Here is an 18,205-nt window from a genome sequence, read left to right as displayed (position 1 = left end):
CGTGGATGGGGTTAATGCGCCTGCGAGCGGGTCGCGATCGATGCGAGATTCAGCTCACCGCGTTCGACCTGCGATTCGATCGAAGGCGACGCGCCATCGCCAGCTTCGCCCTTGCACGAGCACGATCCGCTGCCGCACGACGACATCGTCTGGCGCGGCAAATAGTGATTCGAGGGCTTCGTGCCCCACTCGGGCATCAGCTGATAGCCGCCGCGCTCGCGAATCGCCTTCGACACCACGGAATCCGGGTCGTGAATGTCGCCGAACAAGCGCGCCGACGTCGGGCACGCGAGCACGCATGCAGGCTTGCGGTCGCGCTCGGGCAGCGCCTCGTTATTGATGCGGTCCGAGCACAGCGTGCACTTGGTCATCTCCTTGCGTTCTTCGTCCAGTTCGCGTGCGCCGTAGGGGCAAGCCCACGAGCAGTACTTGCAGCCGATGCAGCGGTCGTAGTCGACCAGCACCAGGCCGTCTTCCTTGCGCTTGTAGCTGGCCCCGGTCGGACAGACCGGCACGCAGGGCGGATCTTCGCAGTGCAGGCACGACTTCGGGAAATGAATCGTGTCGGCCAGCGGGTAGGTGCCGGCCTCGAAGGTCTGCACGCGGTTGAAGAACGTGCCGGAGGGATCGGCGTCGTAGGGGCGGCTATCCGAAAGACTGCCGGCCTCCCCCGAGGTGTTCCACTCCTTGCAGCTCGTCACGCACGCGTGGCAGCCCACGCACACGTTCAGGTCGATTACGAGCGCCATCTGTGTCATAGCGGGTTCCTCGGTTCAATTATCTTGCGTGGTCTTGCGCAGCCGCTTGGCGAATTCGCCGCGTCCCGCGAAGTAGGTCTGCACGACGCGCTTGAGCACGCCTCCAGGCCCCGTGCCGGTCACGCCGGGCAGCGGCTGCATCGGCGCGAACTGCGGCAGCGTGTGATCGGCGTCGTGCTCGGCGGGATAGATGCGCACGCGCACGTCGTACCACGCGGCCTGCCCCGTGATGGGATCGGAATTGGAAACGCGCCCCGTGCCCTGCGCCGCTGTTGAAGCGTCGGGAATCTCGTCCGAAATCAGGTGATTGAGCAGGAAGCCGCGCTGCGATTCGTTCGCGTCCGGGCCGAGATTCCACGCGCCCGCCGCTTTGCCGATCGCATTCCACGTCCACACCGTGCCGGGCTCCACCGCTTCGCTATAGCGCGCCATGCAGCGCACCTTGCCCCACTGCGATTCCACGTAGATCCACCCGCCATCCTCGATACCCTGCGCGGCGGCTGTGCCCGGATTCATGTACAGATAGTTCTCCCCATGAATCTGGCGCAGCCACGCGTTTTGCGAATCCCACGAGTGATACATCGCCATCGGCCGCTGCGTGAGCGCCGCGAGCGGGTACTTCGCGTGATCGGTGGACGCGTGCTCGAGCGGTGCGTGATAGAACGGCAGCGGATCGAAATACTGCTCCACGCGCGCGCGCAAATGGTCGGGCGGCTGGCGTCCCTTGGTCTTGCCCTGGGCCGCGAGACGGAACTTCTGCATCACGTCCGAGTAAAGCGCGATGACGATAGGCTCGTTAAATTTGCGGAAGCCCTTCTCCACCGCGAAGTCCAGATACGGCCCATTGCAATTGCGCATGTATTGCAGTGTCTCGGGCAGCGTGTAGTGATAGACGCAGTTGTTCTTCGCGTACTCTTCCCACTGGCGCGGATTGGGCTCGCCCACTAGCGCGTCCTTGCCGTCCTTGCCGCGCCAGCCGATCAGGAAGCCCACGCCCGAACCCGGCGCGGTCTGGTGATTGACGATGAAGTCGGGGTAATCGCGATACTTGCGCGTACCCTCCGGCGTCATGAAGGCCGGCAGCTTCAGGCGGCTCGCGAGCTCGACCAGCACCTCCTGGAACGGCTTGCACTCACCCGTGGGCGGTACCACCGGCACGCGCACGGAATCCACCGGACCATCGAACTCCGAGATCGGACGGTCGAGCATCGACATCGCGTCATAACGCTCGAGGTAAGTCGTGTCGGGCAGGATCAGATCGGCGAACGCCGTCATTTCCGACTGGAACGCATCGCACACGACCAGGAACGGAATCTTGTACTCGCCGTTTTCGTGTTTGTCCACAAGCATCTTGCGCACCTCCACGGTGTTCATCGACGAATTCCACGCCATGTTCGCCATGAAGATCAGCAGCGTGTCGATCGGGTACGGGTCGCCGCGCCAGGCGTTCGTGATCACGCTGTGCATCAGGCCGTGCACGGCGAGCGGATACTCCCACGAGAACGCCTTGTCGATGCGCACCGGGCCGCCCTTCTCGTCGATGAACAGGTCCTCGGGCGCGGCGGGCCAGCCGAGCGGGCCGTTGGCGAGCGGCGTGTTCGGCTTGACGTCTTCGGGCTTGTTCGGCGGTTTCGCCGAGGGCGGCACCGCGCGCGGATACGGCGACTTGTGGCGGAAGCCGCCCGGCCGGTCGATCGTGCCCATCAACGACATCAGCACGGCCAGCCCGCGAATCGACTGAAAGCCGTTCGAGTGCGCCGCGAGGCCGCGCATCGCGTGAAACGCGATCGGCACGCCCGTCACGGTTTCGTGCGTCTCGCCCCAGGCGTCGGTCCATTGGATCGGCAACGTGATCTTGTGATCGCGCGCCACCTCGGCCATTTCGCGCGCGAGGCGGCGGATCGTCTCGGCGGGAATGCCGGTGATCTCCGCGGCCCATTCGGGCGTGCTCTCGGCCATGCGCTCGCGCAGCAGGGCAAACGATGGCGCGACAGTCGTGCCGTCTTCGAGCGTATAACGGCCTTCGAGCGCGGGCTGCGCGCCGGGCGTGTGATGCGGGACCGCGCGCTGCGTGTTCAGGTCCCACCACATGTGGTTTTGCGGAAAGAGCGCGTTGCGCTCCTCCACCGCGGGGTCGCGCATGAAGAGGCCGAACGTGTCGCTATCCGTGCGCATGTCGAGCAGTTCCGCGCCATTCGTATAGCGCGCGACGAACTCGTGATCATAAGCGCCCGCTTCGATCAGTTCGTGCATCAGCGCCATGAAGAGCGCGCCGTCCGTGCCGGGGCGAATGGGCACCCATTCGTCGGCAATCGCCGCGTAGCCCGTGCGCACCGGATTGATGGCGATAAAGCGACCACCCGCTCGCTTGAACTTCGAGAGCGCAATCTTCAGCGGATTCGAGTGATGGTCCTCGGCGGTGCCGATCATGAAGAACAGCTTCGCGTTGTCGAGATCGGGCCCGCCGAACTCCCAGAACGAGCCGCCCATCGTATAGATCATGCCGGCTGCCATATTCGCCGAGCAGAACCCGCCATGCGCCGCGTAGTTAGGCGTGCCGAACTGTTTCGCAAACAGGCCGGTGAGCGCCTGCATCTGGTCGCGGCCCGTGAAGAGCGCGAACTGTTTAGGGTCAGTGGCGCGCAGGTGGGCGAGGCGCTTTTCGAGCATGTCGAACGCCACGTCCCACGAGACCGGCTCGAACTGCGCGGTGCCGCGCTCGGCGCCGCGCTTGCGCACGAGCGGCTGCGTGAGCCGCGCGGGCGAATACTGCTTCATGATGCCGGACGAACCCTTCGCGCAGATCACGCCCTGGTTGAGCGGGTGCTCGGGGTTGCCGTCGATATAGCGTACCTCGCCGTCGCGCAAATGAACGCGGATACCGCAGCGGCAGGCGCACATGTAGCAGGTCGTCGTTTTCACTTCGAGCTGCTCGTTTTGGGTGCGGGCCTTGTGCTCCATCGTTCCTCCGGGTGCTGGTAAGGCGGCTTTTTGTGTGAATGCCCTCTTATCGTATAAACCCGGACAACATAATAAAAGTCGTGATTGGCGATCTGTTCTATCGGCTCGCCTTATGGTTGCGCGCGGGGGGCGGAATGAGGGCTTCATTGGCCCCCAACCGCCCCCCGCTGACCCTCACTGGCCGCTGGCTCTTACTGCCCGAAAGGCCGCTGCACCGTGAGCTTGTTGGTCACCGATTTCACGCCGGGCACGGCCTTCGCCACGGCCGCCACGGCGTCGATCTGGGACTGTTCCTCGACGGTGCCGTTGAGCGTCACGGCGCTGCCTCGCGCCACGATGCTGATGTTCCCGGCATCGATGTCCTTGTGCTTCGCCAGCGCGGCGTACACCTTGCGGCTGAGCGCACGATTGGCCTTTCTCACCTCGCGGGCGGTGGGGGCCGCTGATGCTGCAGGTGCCGCCGTTGCCGCGGACGGAGCCGTCGCCGCCGATGCCCCCGCCGTCTCATCCTGTGCGCGCACGCCCACAGCCCCGCCTGCCAGCAAAGCCGCAACCGAAGCAGCCACACCCATACGCAGAATTTCTTTTTTATTCATGGCAACGCTCCCGTTAGCCGTACTGCGAAATCAGAAAGTGTGGCGAATGCCGAGCATCGCCGCCGTGGTCGAGACGCCAGGCGCAACCGGCGCGCCATAGGTGATTGCCTGGTTCATCGTGCCGTGGTTGTCCACATAGCCCACCTGCGCGTAGAGCAGGGTGCGCTTGGACACGCCATATTCGGCACCGACCGCGTATTCGCTCGAATGATTCGCTGAAACGTTGCGATCCTTCAGATAGTAGAACCCCGAAGTCACTTTGAAATAAGGCGTGAACTGGTAGCCAAGGCCGCCTGAAATCATTTCATAGTCGCCATGCTGCGTGTTCGCCGGATTCTTGCCGATGCCATACGAAGCCGACACCGAAAGCGCATGGAACGTGTACTTGGCGCCCAGGTAGTAGAACCGGTTGTTGTTGAGCCCGGTGGACGGCGCGTTGGCCGGCAGGTTCGTATCGTGGCCGTTGTAATAGACGGCGGCCAGATTCAGGCCATAGTTCGAGTACTTGAGCACGGCCGATTCGCGCGTGCCGCCCTGGATTTGCCCCGGCACACCGCCCGGCGCGTATTCGAGCGCCGCTGAAGCACCATAGAACTTCGGCGATTGATAGACGATGGCGTTGCTGTCGTACAGCGCGCCATACGGCACGTTGGTACTCGTGCCGGGCCACCCCGACGCCTGGCTCAGCCCGAGCCACGCGCTCAGAATACTGCCGAAGTACTGCGCGTTGCGGACGTCGGTGTCCGCCATCGCGTAGATCATCGGGGTGTATTGCCGGCCCGCGTCGATCGAGCCGAACGGCCCTGAAAGGCCGATGGTCGTCTGCTGGTTGAAGACGGCCGTGGCGCCCGCGGTATCCGCGAGGCCGAGCTTGCCGGTGGTGCTGTTGAACACGCCCTGAAGCCGGAAATTGACCTTGTAGCCGCCGCCAATGTCCTCGGTCCCCCTGATGCCCCAGAAGCTGGCATAGATGCCCGCGTCCTTCAACGCGAACACGTGACCCAGATTCTTGGCGTTCGACGCGAACGATGCTGCCGACGTGCTCTGATACAACAACCCGGTATCGATAGCGCCATACAGAGTCACCGACGATTGCGCGTGTGCCGCGCCGCCCACGACCGCGAGTGCGGCCACGACGCTCAACTTCCGTTTCATGCTCTCTCCTCCAAACTATTGTCAAGGCCGCTTGTTACTACGCGCTGCTTGTTGGTGCTTGCGGCCCGCTGTCTTCCTCTTTGTTAACGGCTTTTCTACTTGTTCTCGTGCTGCTTTGCTTACTACATGCCGTGGCTGATCCAGCCACCGCATTCACACCTCGCGCTGCCGCGCGAGATCGGCCGTATAGCGGCGCTTGCCGAGCGCGAACAGCAGCGCCGACGCGAGCGCCGCGAACGGAATCCATTGCAGCGCCATATGCAGACCCATGCGGTCGGCAATCAAACCCACGATGACCGGGCCAGCGGCCAGTCCAAGCAGATTGTTGGCGAGCGCCCAGAGCGCCATGGCCGTGGCGTGAATCGAAGGCGCCGTGAGCTCGGCCACCAGTGCGCCGGTCGGGCCGCACACGCCCGAGGCCAGGAACATGCCGGTGCCGATCAGCACGAGTTGCAACGGTCCCGGCGGCAGATGAAACGCGGTGGCCAACGCCGCGAACACCAGCACGCAGTACGCGATTGCCATGGTCCATTTGCGGGTCCCGTTAAGACGGCTGACGCGGTCGGTCAGCACCCCGCACACGATCATGCCGATGCCGGACAAAAGCACGAAGCCGGCGGCCAGCACACTCGCGCGGTCAAGCCGCATGGCATAGGTGCGCACGAGATAGCTCGGCAGCCACGCGAACATCGCGCCCGGCAGGATCAGTTGCACGCCGCAGGCCACATACGCGAAGCCGATCGATTTCGAGACGAACAGCGCCTGCATGAGGCCGCGCGGCGTGAAGCGGGGCCGCGCCGCGCGGGCGGCAACGCGGGCGCGCTCTGGCGCGAGCCGCCGTTCGGTCACCACGATGCGATAGATCACCGAGAGCACGAGGCCGAACACCGCCATGGTGGCGAACGACCAGCGCCAGCCGAAATGCGCGGCCACGATGCCGCTCAGCGCCATCCCGAGCATGGAGCCAAATGAGCCGCCCGCGAGAAACGAGCCCGAGAGCGTGGCGCGCAGGTGCGCGGGGAACACGCTGAGCACGACCGCGAGGCCGACGCTGCCATACGCCGCCTCGCCCACGCCCACGAGAAAGCGCGCCGCGAACATCTGCCCGTAGCTGGCCGACACCGCGCAGCCGAGCGTGGCGAAGCTCCACAGCACGGCCATGAGAATCAGGCAGCGCACGCGCCCCCAACGGTCGGCGAGAATCGAGAACGGAAAGGTCAGCACGCCCACCATCACCGAGACGATACTGCTCAGCGATCCTAACTGTGTGTCACTGAGCATCCACTCGGCTTTGAGCAGCGGAAAAACGGCGTTGAGCACCTGGCGCGACATGTAGTCGGCGAGCAGCAGGCCGAAGGTCAGCGCAAAAACACTCCAGGCATAGGCCCGGGATACGGAGGGTGCGCCCGCATCGGCGTCTCCCAGTACGGCAGTCGCTTGCATTCCCACTTTTTGTCTCCATGAATATTTATCACGGCGCCCGGGCGCTGGAACGCGTCTCGGGCATACACATCTGGCGTGTTTTTTTATTGGGTGCTGCTGCGAGAGCGGTGTCGGCCCGCTTTGTCTCGCATGGTACGACTCAAATGCGGCGCGACGTCTCCAGCGCGTCTTGCTCCGCGCGCCGCATAAGCGCGGCGATCAGATCGTCGGCGCCGGGCCATTCGCCGAATCCGCTGGCCGGATTCAGGTGGCCGACGTTGCCGAGATCGACCAGCTCGCTGCGCCACGCGCGTGCGAGTTCTAGCACGCGTTCGTAGCGGGCGAGCGGGTCGTTGTGGCTCGCGGCCACGATCGACGGGAACGGCAGCGGCGCGCGCGGCACCGGCAGCCATCCGCTCGCGTCGAGTGCTTCGAGCGTCGGGTAGCCTTCGGGCATCGCCGCCTCGAAATCGGGCGGCGCCGCCAGCAGCGCCCCCGCGATCGCACGCGGATAACGCCGGGCCCAATGCGCGACCATCACGCAGCCGCCGCTATGCGCGACGATGATCACGGGCGCGTCGATGCGCGCCACCACGGCTTCGATGGCCTCGACGCGCGCTGCGCAATCGAGGTCGTCGCGGCCCATCGGCGGCACGGCGGCCACCGGGCGGTTCTGCGCACGCAGGCGCGTTTCGAGCAGGGTCTGCCAGTGCTGCGCGACGTGGTCGCGCAACCCCGGGACGATGACGATGACAGGTTCGGAGCGGGCCATGATCAATCCGTTTTAGCCAATCAATACGGCACGTCGCCGATGATGCCCGCGCGCTCCATCTTGCGGTGGCACGGCGGGTAGTCCATGACCGCGTAATGCTGCGTGCTGCGGTTGTCCCAGATCGCCACGCTGCCCGGCTGCCAGCGCCAGCGCACCTGGTACTCGGGGATATACGCCTGGCTGATGAGGTACTGGAGCAGTTGCCCCGCGCCCGGGTTGCCGTCCTGACCGAAGCGCACGCGCGCGGGCGTGTGGTAGTTCACGAAGTGCGTGGTGAAGCCGTTCACGAACAGCACCTTCTCGCCCGTTTCCGGGTGCGTGCGCACGACCGGATGCTCGGCGTCCGGGTACTGAGCCTTCAGCGCGAGGCGTTTCTCGATCGGCATCACGGCGCCGAAGCTCGCCTGGATGCTGTGGCTCGCGCGCAGATCCGCGATTTGTTCCTTGACGTGCTGCGGCAGGTTCTCGTAGGCGAGCGCCATGTTGGCCCACATCGTGTCGCCGCCCACCGGCGGACATTCCACGCAGTGCAGCACCGCGCCCATCGGCGGCGCGGCGCGCCACGTGGCGTCGGTGTGCCACGCGTTTTCATAGCGATCGTTGGGGTGATCGGGCGTCTTGTAGATCTGCACGAGGCCCGGATGATCGGGATGGCTGCCCGCCACCGGATGATCCTCAAGCTCGCCGAATCGTCTGGCGAATGCCACGTGATCGGCGCGCTCGAGTTGCTGGTCGCGCAGGAACAGCACCTTGTGCTTGAGCAGCGCGGCCTTGATCTCCGCGAACAGCGCGTCGTCGCGCACCGCATCGCCCAGACGCACACCCACCAGTTCCGCGCCAATCGCGCAGGTCAGTTGCTCGATTCTCATGATGGCCGCCTCAGATCGTGAAGACGGAAGAACCCGTCGTCTTGCGCGATTCGATATCGCGGTGCGCCTGCACGGCGTCCTGCAAGTCGTAGCGCTGGTTGATCTCGATCTTGATGCGTCCGGCTGCGACGTGGCCGAAGATTTCATCGGCAAGCGCGGCCTTCTCGGCGGGGTCGGAGATATAGTCGGCCAGCGCGGGGCGCGTGACGTAGAGCGAGCCCTTCATCGCGAGCACCTGCGGCTCGAACGCGGGCGCCTTGCCCGAAGCCGTGCCCACGCAGACGAGCAGACCACGGCGCTTGAGCGAGTCGAGCGACGCCGCGAAGGTGTCCTGGCCAACGCTGTCGTAGACCACCGAGACGCCCACGCCATCGGTCAGTTCGCGCACACGCTTCGCCACGTCTTCGTTGCGATAGAGGATCACATGATCGCAGCCGTGCGCGCGCGCCACCGCCGCCTTCTCCTCGGTCGACACCGTGCCGATCACCTTCAGCCCGAGCAGCTTCGCCCACTGGGAGACAATCAGGCCCACGCCGCCCGCCGCCGCGTGCACGAGAATCGTCTCGCCCGCTTGCAGCGGCCAGATGCGGCGCATGAGGTAAGCGGAAGTGAGGCCGCGCATGGTCATGGCCGCCGCCGTTTCGCAGGCGATGGCATCGGGCAGCTTGATGAGCGGCGCGGCCGGAATCAGACGTTCGGTACTGTATGCGCCCAGCGTGTTGATGAAGCCGGTGTAAGTGACGCGGTCGCCGGGCACGACGTTGGTCACGCCCGCGCCCACCGCCTCCACCACGCCCGCAGCTTCCACGCCCATGCCCGCAGGCAGCGGCACCGGATAGAGACCGCTGCGGAAATACGTGTCCGCGAAATTCAGGCCGACCGCTTCGTGCCGCAGCCGCACTTCGCCCGGACCGGGCGCGCCCACGTTGACTTCTTCCCAGCGCATCACTTCCGGTGCGCCCGTCTCGTGGAACCTGATCGCATGTGCCATCTTCTATCTCCTGGTTATTCCTGCTTGCCGCTCGTTCTGGTCGATATGCTTTGGCGGCGCCCGAGTTGGCGCACACACAGCTATCGTCACTCAATCCATCGTAGGACGCCGTGGTGCGCCGCGCGCCCTCCTTCCAGGAGGGGGAGCCCACCCTGGCCCTACTCATATCGCCCCTTTACCGGGTTATCACTGAGGGAGTCGCCGCACGCTCGACCGGCGGATACCGTGCAGTTACCACGCTGTTACCAAATTGTCAGTCAAGCCGCTGCCGTGCATATAATCGTCCGACCGACACTCGACATTGCGCGCCGCGCGGCCTATTCCGATTCATCCGATGACCTTTGCGAACCGCGGCGCACCGCCCCCGTTTTCCGAACTCACACTCAAGACCACGCCGCCGCGTGCGCCGCGCCATCTGCTCGCGCGCGAGCGGCTGAATCTCGACAGCGAGCCCTTGCGCAACCAGCCCGCGATCGTCGTGCAGGCGCCGCCGGGCTTCGGCAAAACGCTGCTGCTCGCGCAATGGCGGCGCGAGCATCTCGCGCGCGGCACGGCCGTCGCGTGGGTGTCCGCCGATACGCACGACGACCCGCAGCGCTTCTTGCATAGCCTCGTGCTCGCCGTGCGCGTGGGCGGCGCGCAGCCCGAGTTCGGGCACACGCTGCTCGACAGCCCCTTCGCCACGCCCGACGCCACCGAGGGCCTGACCGCCTGGCTCGCCGAGGTCGCACAGGCCGCGCTCGACCTCGTGCTGATCGTCGATGAAGCGGAGCGGCTCTCGCCAGTGGGCAGCGCCGCGCTGCTTTATCTGTTGTACAACGCGCCGGCGAATTTGCGCATCGTCGTGGCCGCGCGCAGCGGCTTCGAAACCGCTGTCGACGACCTGAGCGCCTATGGGCAATGCGTCTGCCTCGGCCCCGAGGCGCTGCGCTTTCGCCTCGACGAAACACTTGCGCTCGTGCGCCGGCGCTTTGGCGAGCGCGTGGACACCGACAGTTGCGCGCGCCTGCACGAGATCACCGACGGCTGGCCGCTCGGCCTGCAGCTCGCGCTCGCCGCGATGGAAAAGAGCGGCGACCCGCGCGGCGTCATCGACGCCATGCAAGGGCAGTCCGGCGTCGAAGGCGAGCATCTGGTGAGCAGCCTGCTCGCGCGGCTCGCGCCCGAGGACCTTGCGTTCCTCACGCGGCTCGCGCTCGTCGACATGCTGCATCCCGACCTGTGCCGCGCGCTGCTCGACAACCCCGATGCCCCAGCGCAATTCGCGCGGCTCATGCGCGATACGCCCATCTTCATGGCCAGCGACGGTAGCGACTGGTGCCGCCTGCACATGCTTGCGCGCGCGGCGCTTGGCGCGCGTCTGGCCGAGCTGCCGCCCGACGAACTTGCCGGCCTGCACCGGCGCGCGATGCACTGGCTCGCCGATCACGGCATCCACGAAGAGGCGGCGCGCCACGCGCATGCGGCCGGCGAGCGCGAAGCGGCGTACGAACTCGCGGGGCGCTCGCTTTACGGCGCGGTCATGCAGGGCCGCCTGGCCGCCGCGCTCGAATGGCTCGAACTGCTGCCCGCCGACGAACTCGACCGCCAGCCCGACTTGCGCCTCGCGGCGGCCTGGGCGCTCGCGCTCAGCGAGCGCCACGCCCAGGCGAGGCAACTCGTGGCGCCGATGGCCGAAGCGCCCGATTGCACGCCCGAGCGGCGCTACGAATGCGCGCTCATCCTGAGCATCGCCGCTTATTACGCCGACGAGCCCGACCGCTTCCTCGCGCTGCTTGCACCGTGGCGCGAGCCGCCGCCGCTCGCCGAGCCGCGCCGGCTCCAGACGCACGCGAACCGCCTCGCGCTGGCCGAGATACTGCAGGGTGAACCCGCCAACGCGCGCCGCCATCTGCAACTCGCGCCGCGCGGCGACTTCGGCAAGGCGCACCGCTACGCCGCGCATTGGGGCGAGTTCATGAGCGGCCTGAGCTATCTGAACGAAGGCCAGGCCGTGCTCGCCGAGACCGTGCTGCGCCGCGCGCTCACGAGCGCCGAAGCCGAACTGGGCCGCCGCCATCCGCTGCCGTGCATGCTCGCGGCGGTGCTCGCGGCCGCACTCTTCGAGCGCGACTACGTGGACGAAGCCGATGCCCTGCTCGCGAACCGGTTCGACGTACTCGAACGCTCCGGCACCGCCGCGACCGCGCTGATCGCCTACGTATGCGCGGCGCGCGTGGCGCAGGCGCAGGGCGTGGAGCGGCGCGCGCTCGACCTGCTCGACGCGATGCACGCCGCCGGCACCACTCGCGAGTTGCCTCGCCTGTCGATCGCGAGCCTCGCGGAGCGCGTGCGTGTCCACGCCAGCCGAGGGCGCACCGAAACTTGCCGTGCATTGAGCGCGCAACTCGATGCGCTCGTCGAACAATCCCAAACATCCGAACCCACGTGGCGCGGCCCGCTCTGGTGCCGCGACGTGGCCCGACGCCAGGCGATGACGCATGCGTACACGGCGATTGCCCAGCAAGACTGGCCACGCGCGCTCGAGTGCCTGAACCGCGCGCAGACGCTCGCCGACACCATGAAGCTCGGGCGTGAGCGCATCGAGATCATGGGACTGCGTGCACTCGCGCTCAAGGGCAATGGCGAAGATGGCTTGCCACTGCTGCACGAGGCGATCGGCCTGACTAGCACCTACGGTCTCGCGCGTGTCCTCGCCGATGCGCACCCAGCGCTGGCCGACTGGATCCGCGAAATAGCGACGCAAGGCGGCGGCGAGCCCACCGCGCTCGCCACGGCAACAGCGACGCTCGCGCAAACCACTCAGCCTGGCGGCGCGCCCCGCCGCGCGCAAGCCGCGCCGCGCGCGGTGCCGAGCATGGTGCTCACGCCCAAGGAGCGCGAGGTGCTCGAACTGCTCGCGCGCAATCTCTCCAACAAGGAGATCGCGCAGGCAATCGGCGTGGGCGAAGTCACCGCCAAGTGGCATGTGAAAAACCTGTTCGGCAAGCTGAGCGCAAGCTCGCGCAAGCATGCGGTGCTGCGCGCTCAGTTGCTGGGGTTGCTGGAAAGCGGCGGGTGAAACGATTGAATCGATCGAACCGAACCCGCCGCGCAAGGACCCGCGCCTGTAACAGCGCGGGCATGGGGACCCATTGTGTGAATTGCACCGCCCGCGTGCTTGACCTTGTGCGCCACGACCTGACGCGTGACGACAGGCGAGCGCTCATGGTTATTCCCCACAGACGAAGCGCGCGTGCGCCGCTACGCTCGGCAAGTTCCGCCGTGTTTTTGTCCGCTTTCTTGTGACCCCATGCCCATCCTGGTTCGCAGTGCCTCCCTGACCAAGTATTCGGAAATTGCCCGCCAGGCGGGTATCGATCCGGTGCGTGCGCTGCGCGAAGCGGGGCTCGATCTTTCGTGCCTCACGACACCGGACCTGCGCATTCCCGAGGCCAGCCTCGCACGCGTGTTCGAGGTTTCGCTCGCGGGCGGCGCGGGGCGCGCCGAGTCCCGCACGCTCGGTGCTCGCATTGGCGAAGCGTGGCGGCTCTCCGACTTCGGCTCGCTCAGTCTCCTGCTGCAACATCAGCCCACGCTGCGCGAAGCGCTCGCGCGCGTCGAGCCCTACCGGCATCTGCTGAGCGATTCGGTGTCGGTTCAACTGGAGGAAATCGACGATACGGCGGTGCTGCACGTCGCGCTCGTGACCGCGCGCCCCGATCCGGGGCCGGAGATCGTGGAATTGACCGTGGGCGCGGTGCTGAGTCTCGTGCGCGCCATGCTCGGCCCGCAATATGCGCCGCGTGCTGTGCATTTCGCGCATGCGGCGCCCGAGCGGCTCGAAGTGCACCGGCGCTTCTTCGGACCACGAATCGAATTCGACAGCGAGTTCGACGGCATCGTGCTGGCCCGCCAGGATCTCGACCGCGCAAGCCCGCTCGCCGACGCGTCGCTCGCGCGCTACGCACAGGAACTGCTCGATTTGCAGCCGCGTTATGGCGAGGCCTCGCTCACCGACAACGTGCGCCGCGCAATCCATCTGCTGCTGCCGCGCGGCGCGGGCACGATCGAACCCGTGAGCGAACGCCTCGGCCTCTCACCGCGCACGCTGCAGCGGCAACTGGAACAGCGTGGCGAGCGGTTCTCGTCGCTCGTGAACGAAGTGCGTGCATCGCTGGCGGCGCGGTATCTGGCGCAGCCGCGCCATTCGGTATCCGATATCAGCGACCGGCTGGGGTTTTCTGAACCGAGTGCGTTTTCGCGGTGGTTTAGTGTGGAATTCGGGCAGCCGCCTAGCCGGTGGCGCGCGGTGAATTTTGGGGCGGGTGAGGAAAGGCTGGGTCTGGACAGGCACTGAGCGCCGGGGAAGCGCACATGGCGGCGCAGATAGCCGCACCGGTTACTAACGGCACGTCATTCGGTCGCCCCCGGTTTGTCAGGTCCTTTCTTTATGATTTTGAAACTCGACGCCAGCCACGACAGGGAAACAAAATGCCACTCGCCGGATTCCGGATCGAGGATTGCGAACTGATCGAAGGTATCGTTTTCATCCTTCCGACACGTGGGCACTTTTCTCCACGCTGTGCGGACGCGTTCGTATGACTCGTATGCGCTGGAGGCATTAAATGAAATAATGGTTTCCCTCCAAGCGTATAAGCCGGCAAGTTCGCGGACGTGCTCGAAGAGCTTCATCGCCGCCTCATCGGGTCTGAGGTGGAACTTGTCATATGAGAGTGGTCCGGTCGGTCGAAACAGAGCGTCAGGTAAACCACTTGCATTAAGCACCAGCCGTCCGTTCAACGCTTTCCAGGCAATATGCATACTCGGCGTAAGCGCTGATTCACAATCCGTGATACCTTCATCCGAGAAAAGGACTGCAAGGCTAATCCCCTGATCGACAAGGTAAACTGCCAACAGCATTGCATCAAATAGCGACAGAAAATATACAAGGTCTCGTCTCCCTTTACTGCCCTCGTGAAGATATACAAGGTCGCCATCCACTGATTGAAGAGCCCATGGCATGAGTTGTGCACGCCTTGCGCTGTCCGTGATTCCTGTAAATTAATCGTTCATTGGTTAGCCTCAGTCTTTCCAGGCCGCTCCCGCAGCCCGGACATGTCACTTGATGCTGGAAATAAGCCGGCAGCCGCATGTGCCGCGATGCCCATGCCTCGCGACCGGCGCGCCGTCTTCATCGGTGATGTCGGGGTCGCCTTCCTCGATAATGTTCGGCAATACGTCGAGATGCTGCGGACACCTCAATTGGTCACCTTTGCGCGCAAGAGGGATGTCGCCGTAACTCAAGCTGTTCGAGGCGGTAACAACTTCACCGCCATGATCGGTGGTGTCACCGAGTCTGATGAAATCAGGCATTGTGATTACCTTTACAAATGCGTGGTGATTCAGGTTGCCAAACGTAGTTGGCGAAATTCCATTTCATCGCACCCTTACCGTGTCCTGATAGATTTCAGGATAGCCATCGCCTCTCGGACCGCTTCAGATTTCGAGTGATGAAGCGACGTTGGTCCTATCCAGTACGTCATCGACAACGTTCTATCTTTCTCTGCTTTAACCACCACGTAGCAATCACCACCGTATGCCGACGAGCCTTCGTGGTCTGTCGCCGGACATGCGGGAAAGGCCTCAAAGACTATTTCGCCTTGCGCATTCCGCTTGGTCTTAACCGCCGTCGTCGCACTGAACAGCATTAGAGTCCCGTCTTCGCTGTACCAGTACGGCTGAACCATACCCATATTGGTACCACAGTCCTTTATGCCTTTCATGCATACCGTAATTAAATCTGCTTCATCTTCATTTTTTAATTGAAGAAAGTACGCGTAAAATCCACTCTGTTCTGTTTCGGCGCTGCTAACCCTAAGATATCGATTTTCAGGGTAAGAAAATTGGATGTGCGCATCGGAATATGTTTTGGTTGCCTTATGGTCACCACCCCATGCCGAAGCAATAAGCGAATACCCAACAATGATCGTTAGAGCCATTAATTTTACGAGGCGCATTATTGATCTCCGAATAATTTATACAGACGTTGCGTGTGATATGTTCGATTCTCCAGACCATTTTGGCCACCGTTTATTTGCGTAGTAACGATCTGTATATGTGACGTAGATATGCCCAAGTCAGCGTGGCGATTCATGGTGCTACGGAGATGAGGTAGTCCGTGAATCGGCGTCGCCTCCCAATACCACGTACCTGCGTCAACAGTGTTGAAAGAGACACTCAGCAACACGTCCGGTGTCGCGATATTGGGCCTTGTCGGATGAGGGAGAGTCCACCACGATGGGGTGAAATCACGTCTCCTTAGCCACCCTCGATATACCCAGTACTCCGCGTAATTAAATTTCCCGGTCAACTGCTTCATCCCACGACCACGGAATTTATACCCATCTCCAGGAAGATCATTCCCGTTCCGATTTGCATATAGTGAGTTGCAAGATGCTTCACTTCTATGTTCGTCCATCCACGCGAGCGTGCGTGATTCCTCAGCGCCCTGACCAAGAAAATGGGACAAACGCATGACGTTCCTGGTGATCGAATGTTTTTCCATAAGTCGATTCAAGGCGATCCTGTACTTCTTGCGTATCTCGCTCGACACTGTATTAGCTGCCTGATACAGCTGGCCTCCTGACTTTTGTACATAGGTGTTTGGGTATACCTGTTCAAGCTCGTCAGCAGAGAGCCACCGAGATTGCCTGAACTGGCGGACTAGCATCGTCGGCGGAAAATGCCAGCACTCGTTGGCCGGTGGCAGATCGGGGTCCAGAATGTCCTCCCAAAACGCCAGGTCGCGCGCATGATCCATCAAATTGTTGAAGGCAGTTTCCGATAGCGGATTGGTCAACGCCTCGTGCGGACTCTTCAGCCAGTTGTAGCGCGCCTCTAGTCCATTCTTCGCCCATTCAGACGGAAATTTACATATGGCGTGCGCCATGCGGTGGCGTACTGCCTCGTGGCTTAGTGCCTCAATGGCATCGGTGTGAGTGACATGCCCAGAGTGATTCACATCCAGCCAGCGCTTTACCGTTGGTGAATCGCACAGGCTGTCGGGAGTCGGGTCGTCGTTGATAAAGTTCCATCCCGCCCACTCTGGAAAGTCGGCATCGCTGTACGTGCGCACGTTGGATGCCGAAAGGTTGATCCATCCGTCACCGTCTGGAGTCTTCACCTTGCGCCAGTGGTTGAAACGTGCATCGTTGTCCAACTGGTCATGAATGCAGCGCCCGAACCGGATCATCTCGAAGATGGCACTCGGTGACGGCACTGCCATTCCCTCAGTGATATTGCCGAGGCTCGCGCTGATATAACGACCGTTGAGTTCGGTCGCACGCTTGTACAGGTTGTATTCCGCTTCGCGCTCGACAGGCGCTGAGCCAGCAGCGGACCAGCTCCCATCATGATTCTGTATATAGGTCGTCAGTGTGCAGTCTTTTTCGTAGTGCATGCAGACCACCAGATCGCAACTGGTTCCCTCCGCGACAATCGGAGCTTGAGGTTGCAGCGTTCCGACAGCGGGTGCGCTGTCATCGTCACGGTGCGGGTGAGGTTCGTTCGCAAAGAACTTCGTACCGCGCGGAATGAAGAACCAGAGATCACCATAAACCGCATCCTTACGGCCTTGCGCACCGACGGCACCCGGAGTGCGCCCGATGATTCTCTTCAGGTTCGCTTCGTTGCAAACGATCTCGAAGTGGATCTGGGGGTATTGCCCGTAGATCTGACCAGGTGTGCCAAGCGTGTCCTTGCGGTAGATTTTCTTGCCCACGACTAGCGTCGGCTGGACGGTTTGTAGATGGAGATATACCGAGTAGTACGTGATCTTCGCATCATCTCCTTCACCGATTTCCGTGTCATGTCGAATCACGACGCAGCCGTCGTCGGTACGGACGTTGCAATACTGAAGCGTGGTCTTGTGTGCCGTGTCCGTCTTGCGCAGATATACGACTTTACCGTCAGCGATCGCGCGTACCGGTGCGGGCTGATTGCCCACCATGGGTGCCATCAAATGCGCGCCACCATGCCAGCCAAGATTGAAGCTCACTGGATAAGCGCCATTGCCCGGGGCACATTCGAGCATGTTGGCGGCGCACACGTCGCCGTCCGGTACGATAGTGTTGCCTGCGACTGCGATAGGCATGGTTTCGTTCTGCTGCGGCTGTGTCGGAGAAAGAAAGGGTGGGCTGATAAGCATGAGGGAGTTTGCAGGTCAATCAAAGTGAATGCAGGTAGCCGTCGTCGGGCGTACCGGAGCCGAATGGCTGAAAGCTTCGCACCTGCGCGTCAGCCTCTGGTTTACTCCACTTGGGAGTCTTTTCCAGAATCGGCCCCGGTGAGCCATTAGTGATTCCGCTGCCATTAATCTGGATGTACGAGCCGCCCGCGCCGATCCAGACCTCCTTCGCGGCGTTGATGATGATCTTGCCGTCCGTACTACGCACCAGGAGGTCCTTGAGCGCATCGAGTTCCATCTGGTCGCTCTGCGCCTGGATCACGACCTTGCCCTTGGCCGCGATCAGCTTCAGGCCCAACTGGTACGCAAACATCGAGATCGCCCCGCGCACTGACGCAAAGAACGAGCGCCCCGACGACACGCTCACGTCGCGTCCTGCCGTAATGGCGTGATCGTAGTGGCTTGCCATGTGCGTGCTGTCGCTCGCCGTCGTGGCAATGCCTGCGGCGCTTGC

Annotated in this window: 15 protein-coding genes; 2 read left to right on the top strand and 13 right to left on the bottom strand. The window is 63.3% G+C overall.

Annotation, left to right across the window (positions count from 1 at the left end; genetic code table 11):
- Window positions 1-11: 11 nt before the first annotated feature.
- The 8 genes from HV773_RS30885 to HV773_RS30850 all read right to left on the bottom strand — a co-directional run bounded on the left by HV773_RS30885 (window position 12) and on the right by HV773_RS30850 (window position 9,524).
- Window positions 12-758, bottom strand: a complete 747-nt coding sequence (locus HV773_RS30885; RefSeq protein WP_129563927.1) for a 4Fe-4S dicluster domain-containing protein — start codon at window positions 756-758, stop codon at window positions 12-14.
- 15 nt (window positions 759-773) lie between these two features.
- A complete protein-coding gene (locus HV773_RS30880) occupies window positions 774-3,719 on the bottom strand; it encodes a molybdopterin oxidoreductase family protein (RefSeq protein WP_129563926.1) in 2,946 nt (981 codons plus the stop codon).
- Window positions 3,720-3,910: 191 nt separating this feature from the next.
- Entirely contained in the window at window positions 3,911-4,315 is a 405-nt protein-coding gene (locus HV773_RS30875) for a BON domain-containing protein (RefSeq protein WP_227875526.1), read from the bottom strand.
- Window positions 4,316-4,345: 30 nt separating this feature from the next.
- A complete protein-coding gene (locus tag HV773_RS30870) occupies window positions 4,346-5,470 on the bottom strand; it encodes a porin (RefSeq protein ID WP_129563925.1) in 1,125 nt (374 codons plus the stop codon).
- 153 nt (window positions 5,471-5,623) lie between these two features.
- The gene (locus HV773_RS30865; protein WP_129563924.1) at window positions 5,624-6,913 is read right to left on the bottom strand and encodes an MFS transporter; all 1,290 of its coding nucleotides are present in this window, start codon (window positions 6,911-6,913) and stop codon (window positions 5,624-5,626) included.
- A 139-nt stretch (window positions 6,914-7,052) separates the two neighbouring features.
- Entirely contained in the window at window positions 7,053-7,664 is a 612-nt protein-coding gene (locus HV773_RS30860; RefSeq protein WP_129563923.1) for an RBBP9/YdeN family alpha/beta hydrolase, read from the bottom strand.
- A 20-nt stretch (window positions 7,665-7,684) separates the two neighbouring features.
- Window positions 7,685-8,533, bottom strand: coding sequence for a TauD/TfdA dioxygenase family protein (locus HV773_RS30855; RefSeq protein ID WP_129563922.1), 849 nt, complete (start codon window positions 8,531-8,533; stop codon window positions 7,685-7,687).
- Between the two features lie 10 nt (window positions 8,534-8,543).
- The gene (locus HV773_RS30850; RefSeq protein WP_129563921.1) at window positions 8,544-9,524 is read right to left on the bottom strand and encodes a quinone oxidoreductase family protein; all 981 of its coding nucleotides are present in this window, start codon (window positions 9,522-9,524) and stop codon (window positions 8,544-8,546) included.
- 334 nt (window positions 9,525-9,858) lie between these two features.
- On the opposite strand from HV773_RS30850, the gene HV773_RS30845 reads away from it, so the two are divergent.
- Together HV773_RS30845 and HV773_RS30840 are read left to right on the top strand one after the other, a co-directional pair.
- Complete coding sequence (locus tag HV773_RS30845; RefSeq protein ID WP_129563920.1) at window positions 9,859-12,585, top strand: winged helix-turn-helix domain-containing protein; 2,727 nt, start codon at window positions 9,859-9,861, stop codon at window positions 12,583-12,585.
- A gap of 231 nt (window positions 12,586-12,816) precedes the next feature.
- Window positions 12,817-13,863 carry an AraC family transcriptional regulator gene (locus HV773_RS30840; protein WP_129563919.1) on the top strand — a complete coding sequence of 349 codons (1,047 nt, stop codon included), beginning with the start codon at window positions 12,817-12,819 and terminating at the stop codon, window positions 13,861-13,863.
- Between the two features lie 56 nt (window positions 13,864-13,919).
- On the opposite strand, the gene HV773_RS30835 is transcribed toward HV773_RS30840, so the two are convergent.
- The 5 genes from HV773_RS30835 to HV773_RS30815 form a co-directional block, all read right to left on the bottom strand.
- A complete protein-coding gene (locus HV773_RS30835) occupies window positions 13,920-14,528 on the bottom strand; it encodes a hypothetical protein (protein ID WP_129563918.1) in 609 nt (202 codons plus the stop codon).
- Window positions 14,529-14,624: 96 nt separating this feature from the next.
- Window positions 14,625-14,879, bottom strand: a complete 255-nt coding sequence (locus tag HV773_RS30830) for a PAAR domain-containing protein (protein ID WP_129563917.1) — start codon at window positions 14,877-14,879, stop codon at window positions 14,625-14,627.
- Between the two features lie 74 nt (window positions 14,880-14,953).
- On the bottom strand, window positions 14,954-15,523 hold the full coding sequence (locus HV773_RS30825; RefSeq protein ID WP_129563916.1) for a hypothetical protein: 570 nt from the start codon (window positions 15,521-15,523) through the stop codon (window positions 14,954-14,956).
- A complete protein-coding gene (locus HV773_RS30820; RefSeq protein WP_160113488.1) occupies window positions 15,523-17,658 on the bottom strand; it encodes a M23 family metallopeptidase in 2,136 nt (711 codons plus the stop codon). Before HV773_RS30820 ends, HV773_RS30825 begins: the two co-directional genes overlap by 1 nt.
- 73 nt (window positions 17,659-17,731) lie before the next feature.
- Window positions 17,732-18,205: DUF2345 domain-containing protein (locus HV773_RS30815; protein ID WP_175197821.1), on the bottom strand; the 474-nt coding region annotated here is incomplete at its 5' end.

Source organism: Paraburkholderia caffeinitolerans (assembly GCF_902859945.1).
Classification (GTDB): Bacteria; Pseudomonadota; Gammaproteobacteria; order Burkholderiales; family Burkholderiaceae; genus Paraburkholderia; species Paraburkholderia caffeinitolerans.
Note: the sequence above shows the minus strand (reverse complement) of the source record. Positions and strands in the feature narration are given on the sequence as shown.

What these genes read in the sequence shown, in the direction of transcription:
- HV773_RS30885 (WP_129563927.1), bottom strand. Translation starts at nt 758, where the DNA reads ATGACACAGATGGCGCTCGTAATCGACCTGAACGTGTGCGTGGGCTGC.
- HV773_RS30880 (WP_129563926.1), bottom strand. Translation starts at nt 3,719, where the DNA reads ATGGAGCACAAGGCCCGCACCCAAAACGAGCAGCTCGAAGTGAAAACG.
- HV773_RS30875 (WP_227875526.1), bottom strand. Translation starts at nt 4,315, where the DNA reads ATGAATAAAAAAGAAATTCTGCGTATGGGTGTGGCTGCTTCGGTTGCG.
- HV773_RS30870 (WP_129563925.1), bottom strand. Translation starts at nt 5,470, where the DNA reads ATGAAACGGAAGTTGAGCGTCGTGGCCGCACTCGCGGTCGTGGGCGGC.
- HV773_RS30865 (WP_129563924.1), bottom strand. Translation starts at nt 6,913, where the DNA reads ATGCAAGCGACTGCCGTACTGGGAGACGCCGATGCGGGCGCACCCTCC.
- HV773_RS30860 (WP_129563923.1), bottom strand. Translation starts at nt 7,664, where the DNA reads ATGGCCCGCTCCGAACCTGTCATCGTCATCGTCCCGGGGTTGCGCGAC.
- HV773_RS30855 (WP_129563922.1), bottom strand. Translation starts at nt 8,533, where the DNA reads ATGAGAATCGAGCAACTGACCTGCGCGATTGGCGCGGAACTGGTGGGT.
- HV773_RS30850 (WP_129563921.1), bottom strand. Translation starts at nt 9,524, where the DNA reads ATGGCACATGCGATCAGGTTCCACGAGACGGGCGCACCGGAAGTGATG.
- HV773_RS30845 (WP_129563920.1), top strand. Translation starts at nt 9,859, where the DNA reads ATGACCTTTGCGAACCGCGGCGCACCGCCCCCGTTTTCCGAACTCACA.
- HV773_RS30840 (WP_129563919.1), top strand. Translation starts at nt 12,817, where the DNA reads ATGCCCATCCTGGTTCGCAGTGCCTCCCTGACCAAGTATTCGGAAATT.
- HV773_RS30835 (WP_129563918.1), bottom strand. Translation starts at nt 14,528, where the DNA reads ATGCCATGGGCTCTTCAATCAGTGGATGGCGACCTTGTATATCTTCAC.
- HV773_RS30830 (WP_129563917.1), bottom strand. Translation starts at nt 14,879, where the DNA reads ATGCCTGATTTCATCAGACTCGGTGACACCACCGATCATGGCGGTGAA.
- HV773_RS30825 (WP_129563916.1), bottom strand. Translation starts at nt 15,523, where the DNA reads ATGCGCCTCGTAAAATTAATGGCTCTAACGATCATTGTTGGGTATTCG.
- HV773_RS30820 (WP_160113488.1), bottom strand. Translation starts at nt 17,658, where the DNA reads ATGCCTATCGCAGTCGCAGGCAACACTATCGTACCGGACGGCGACGTG.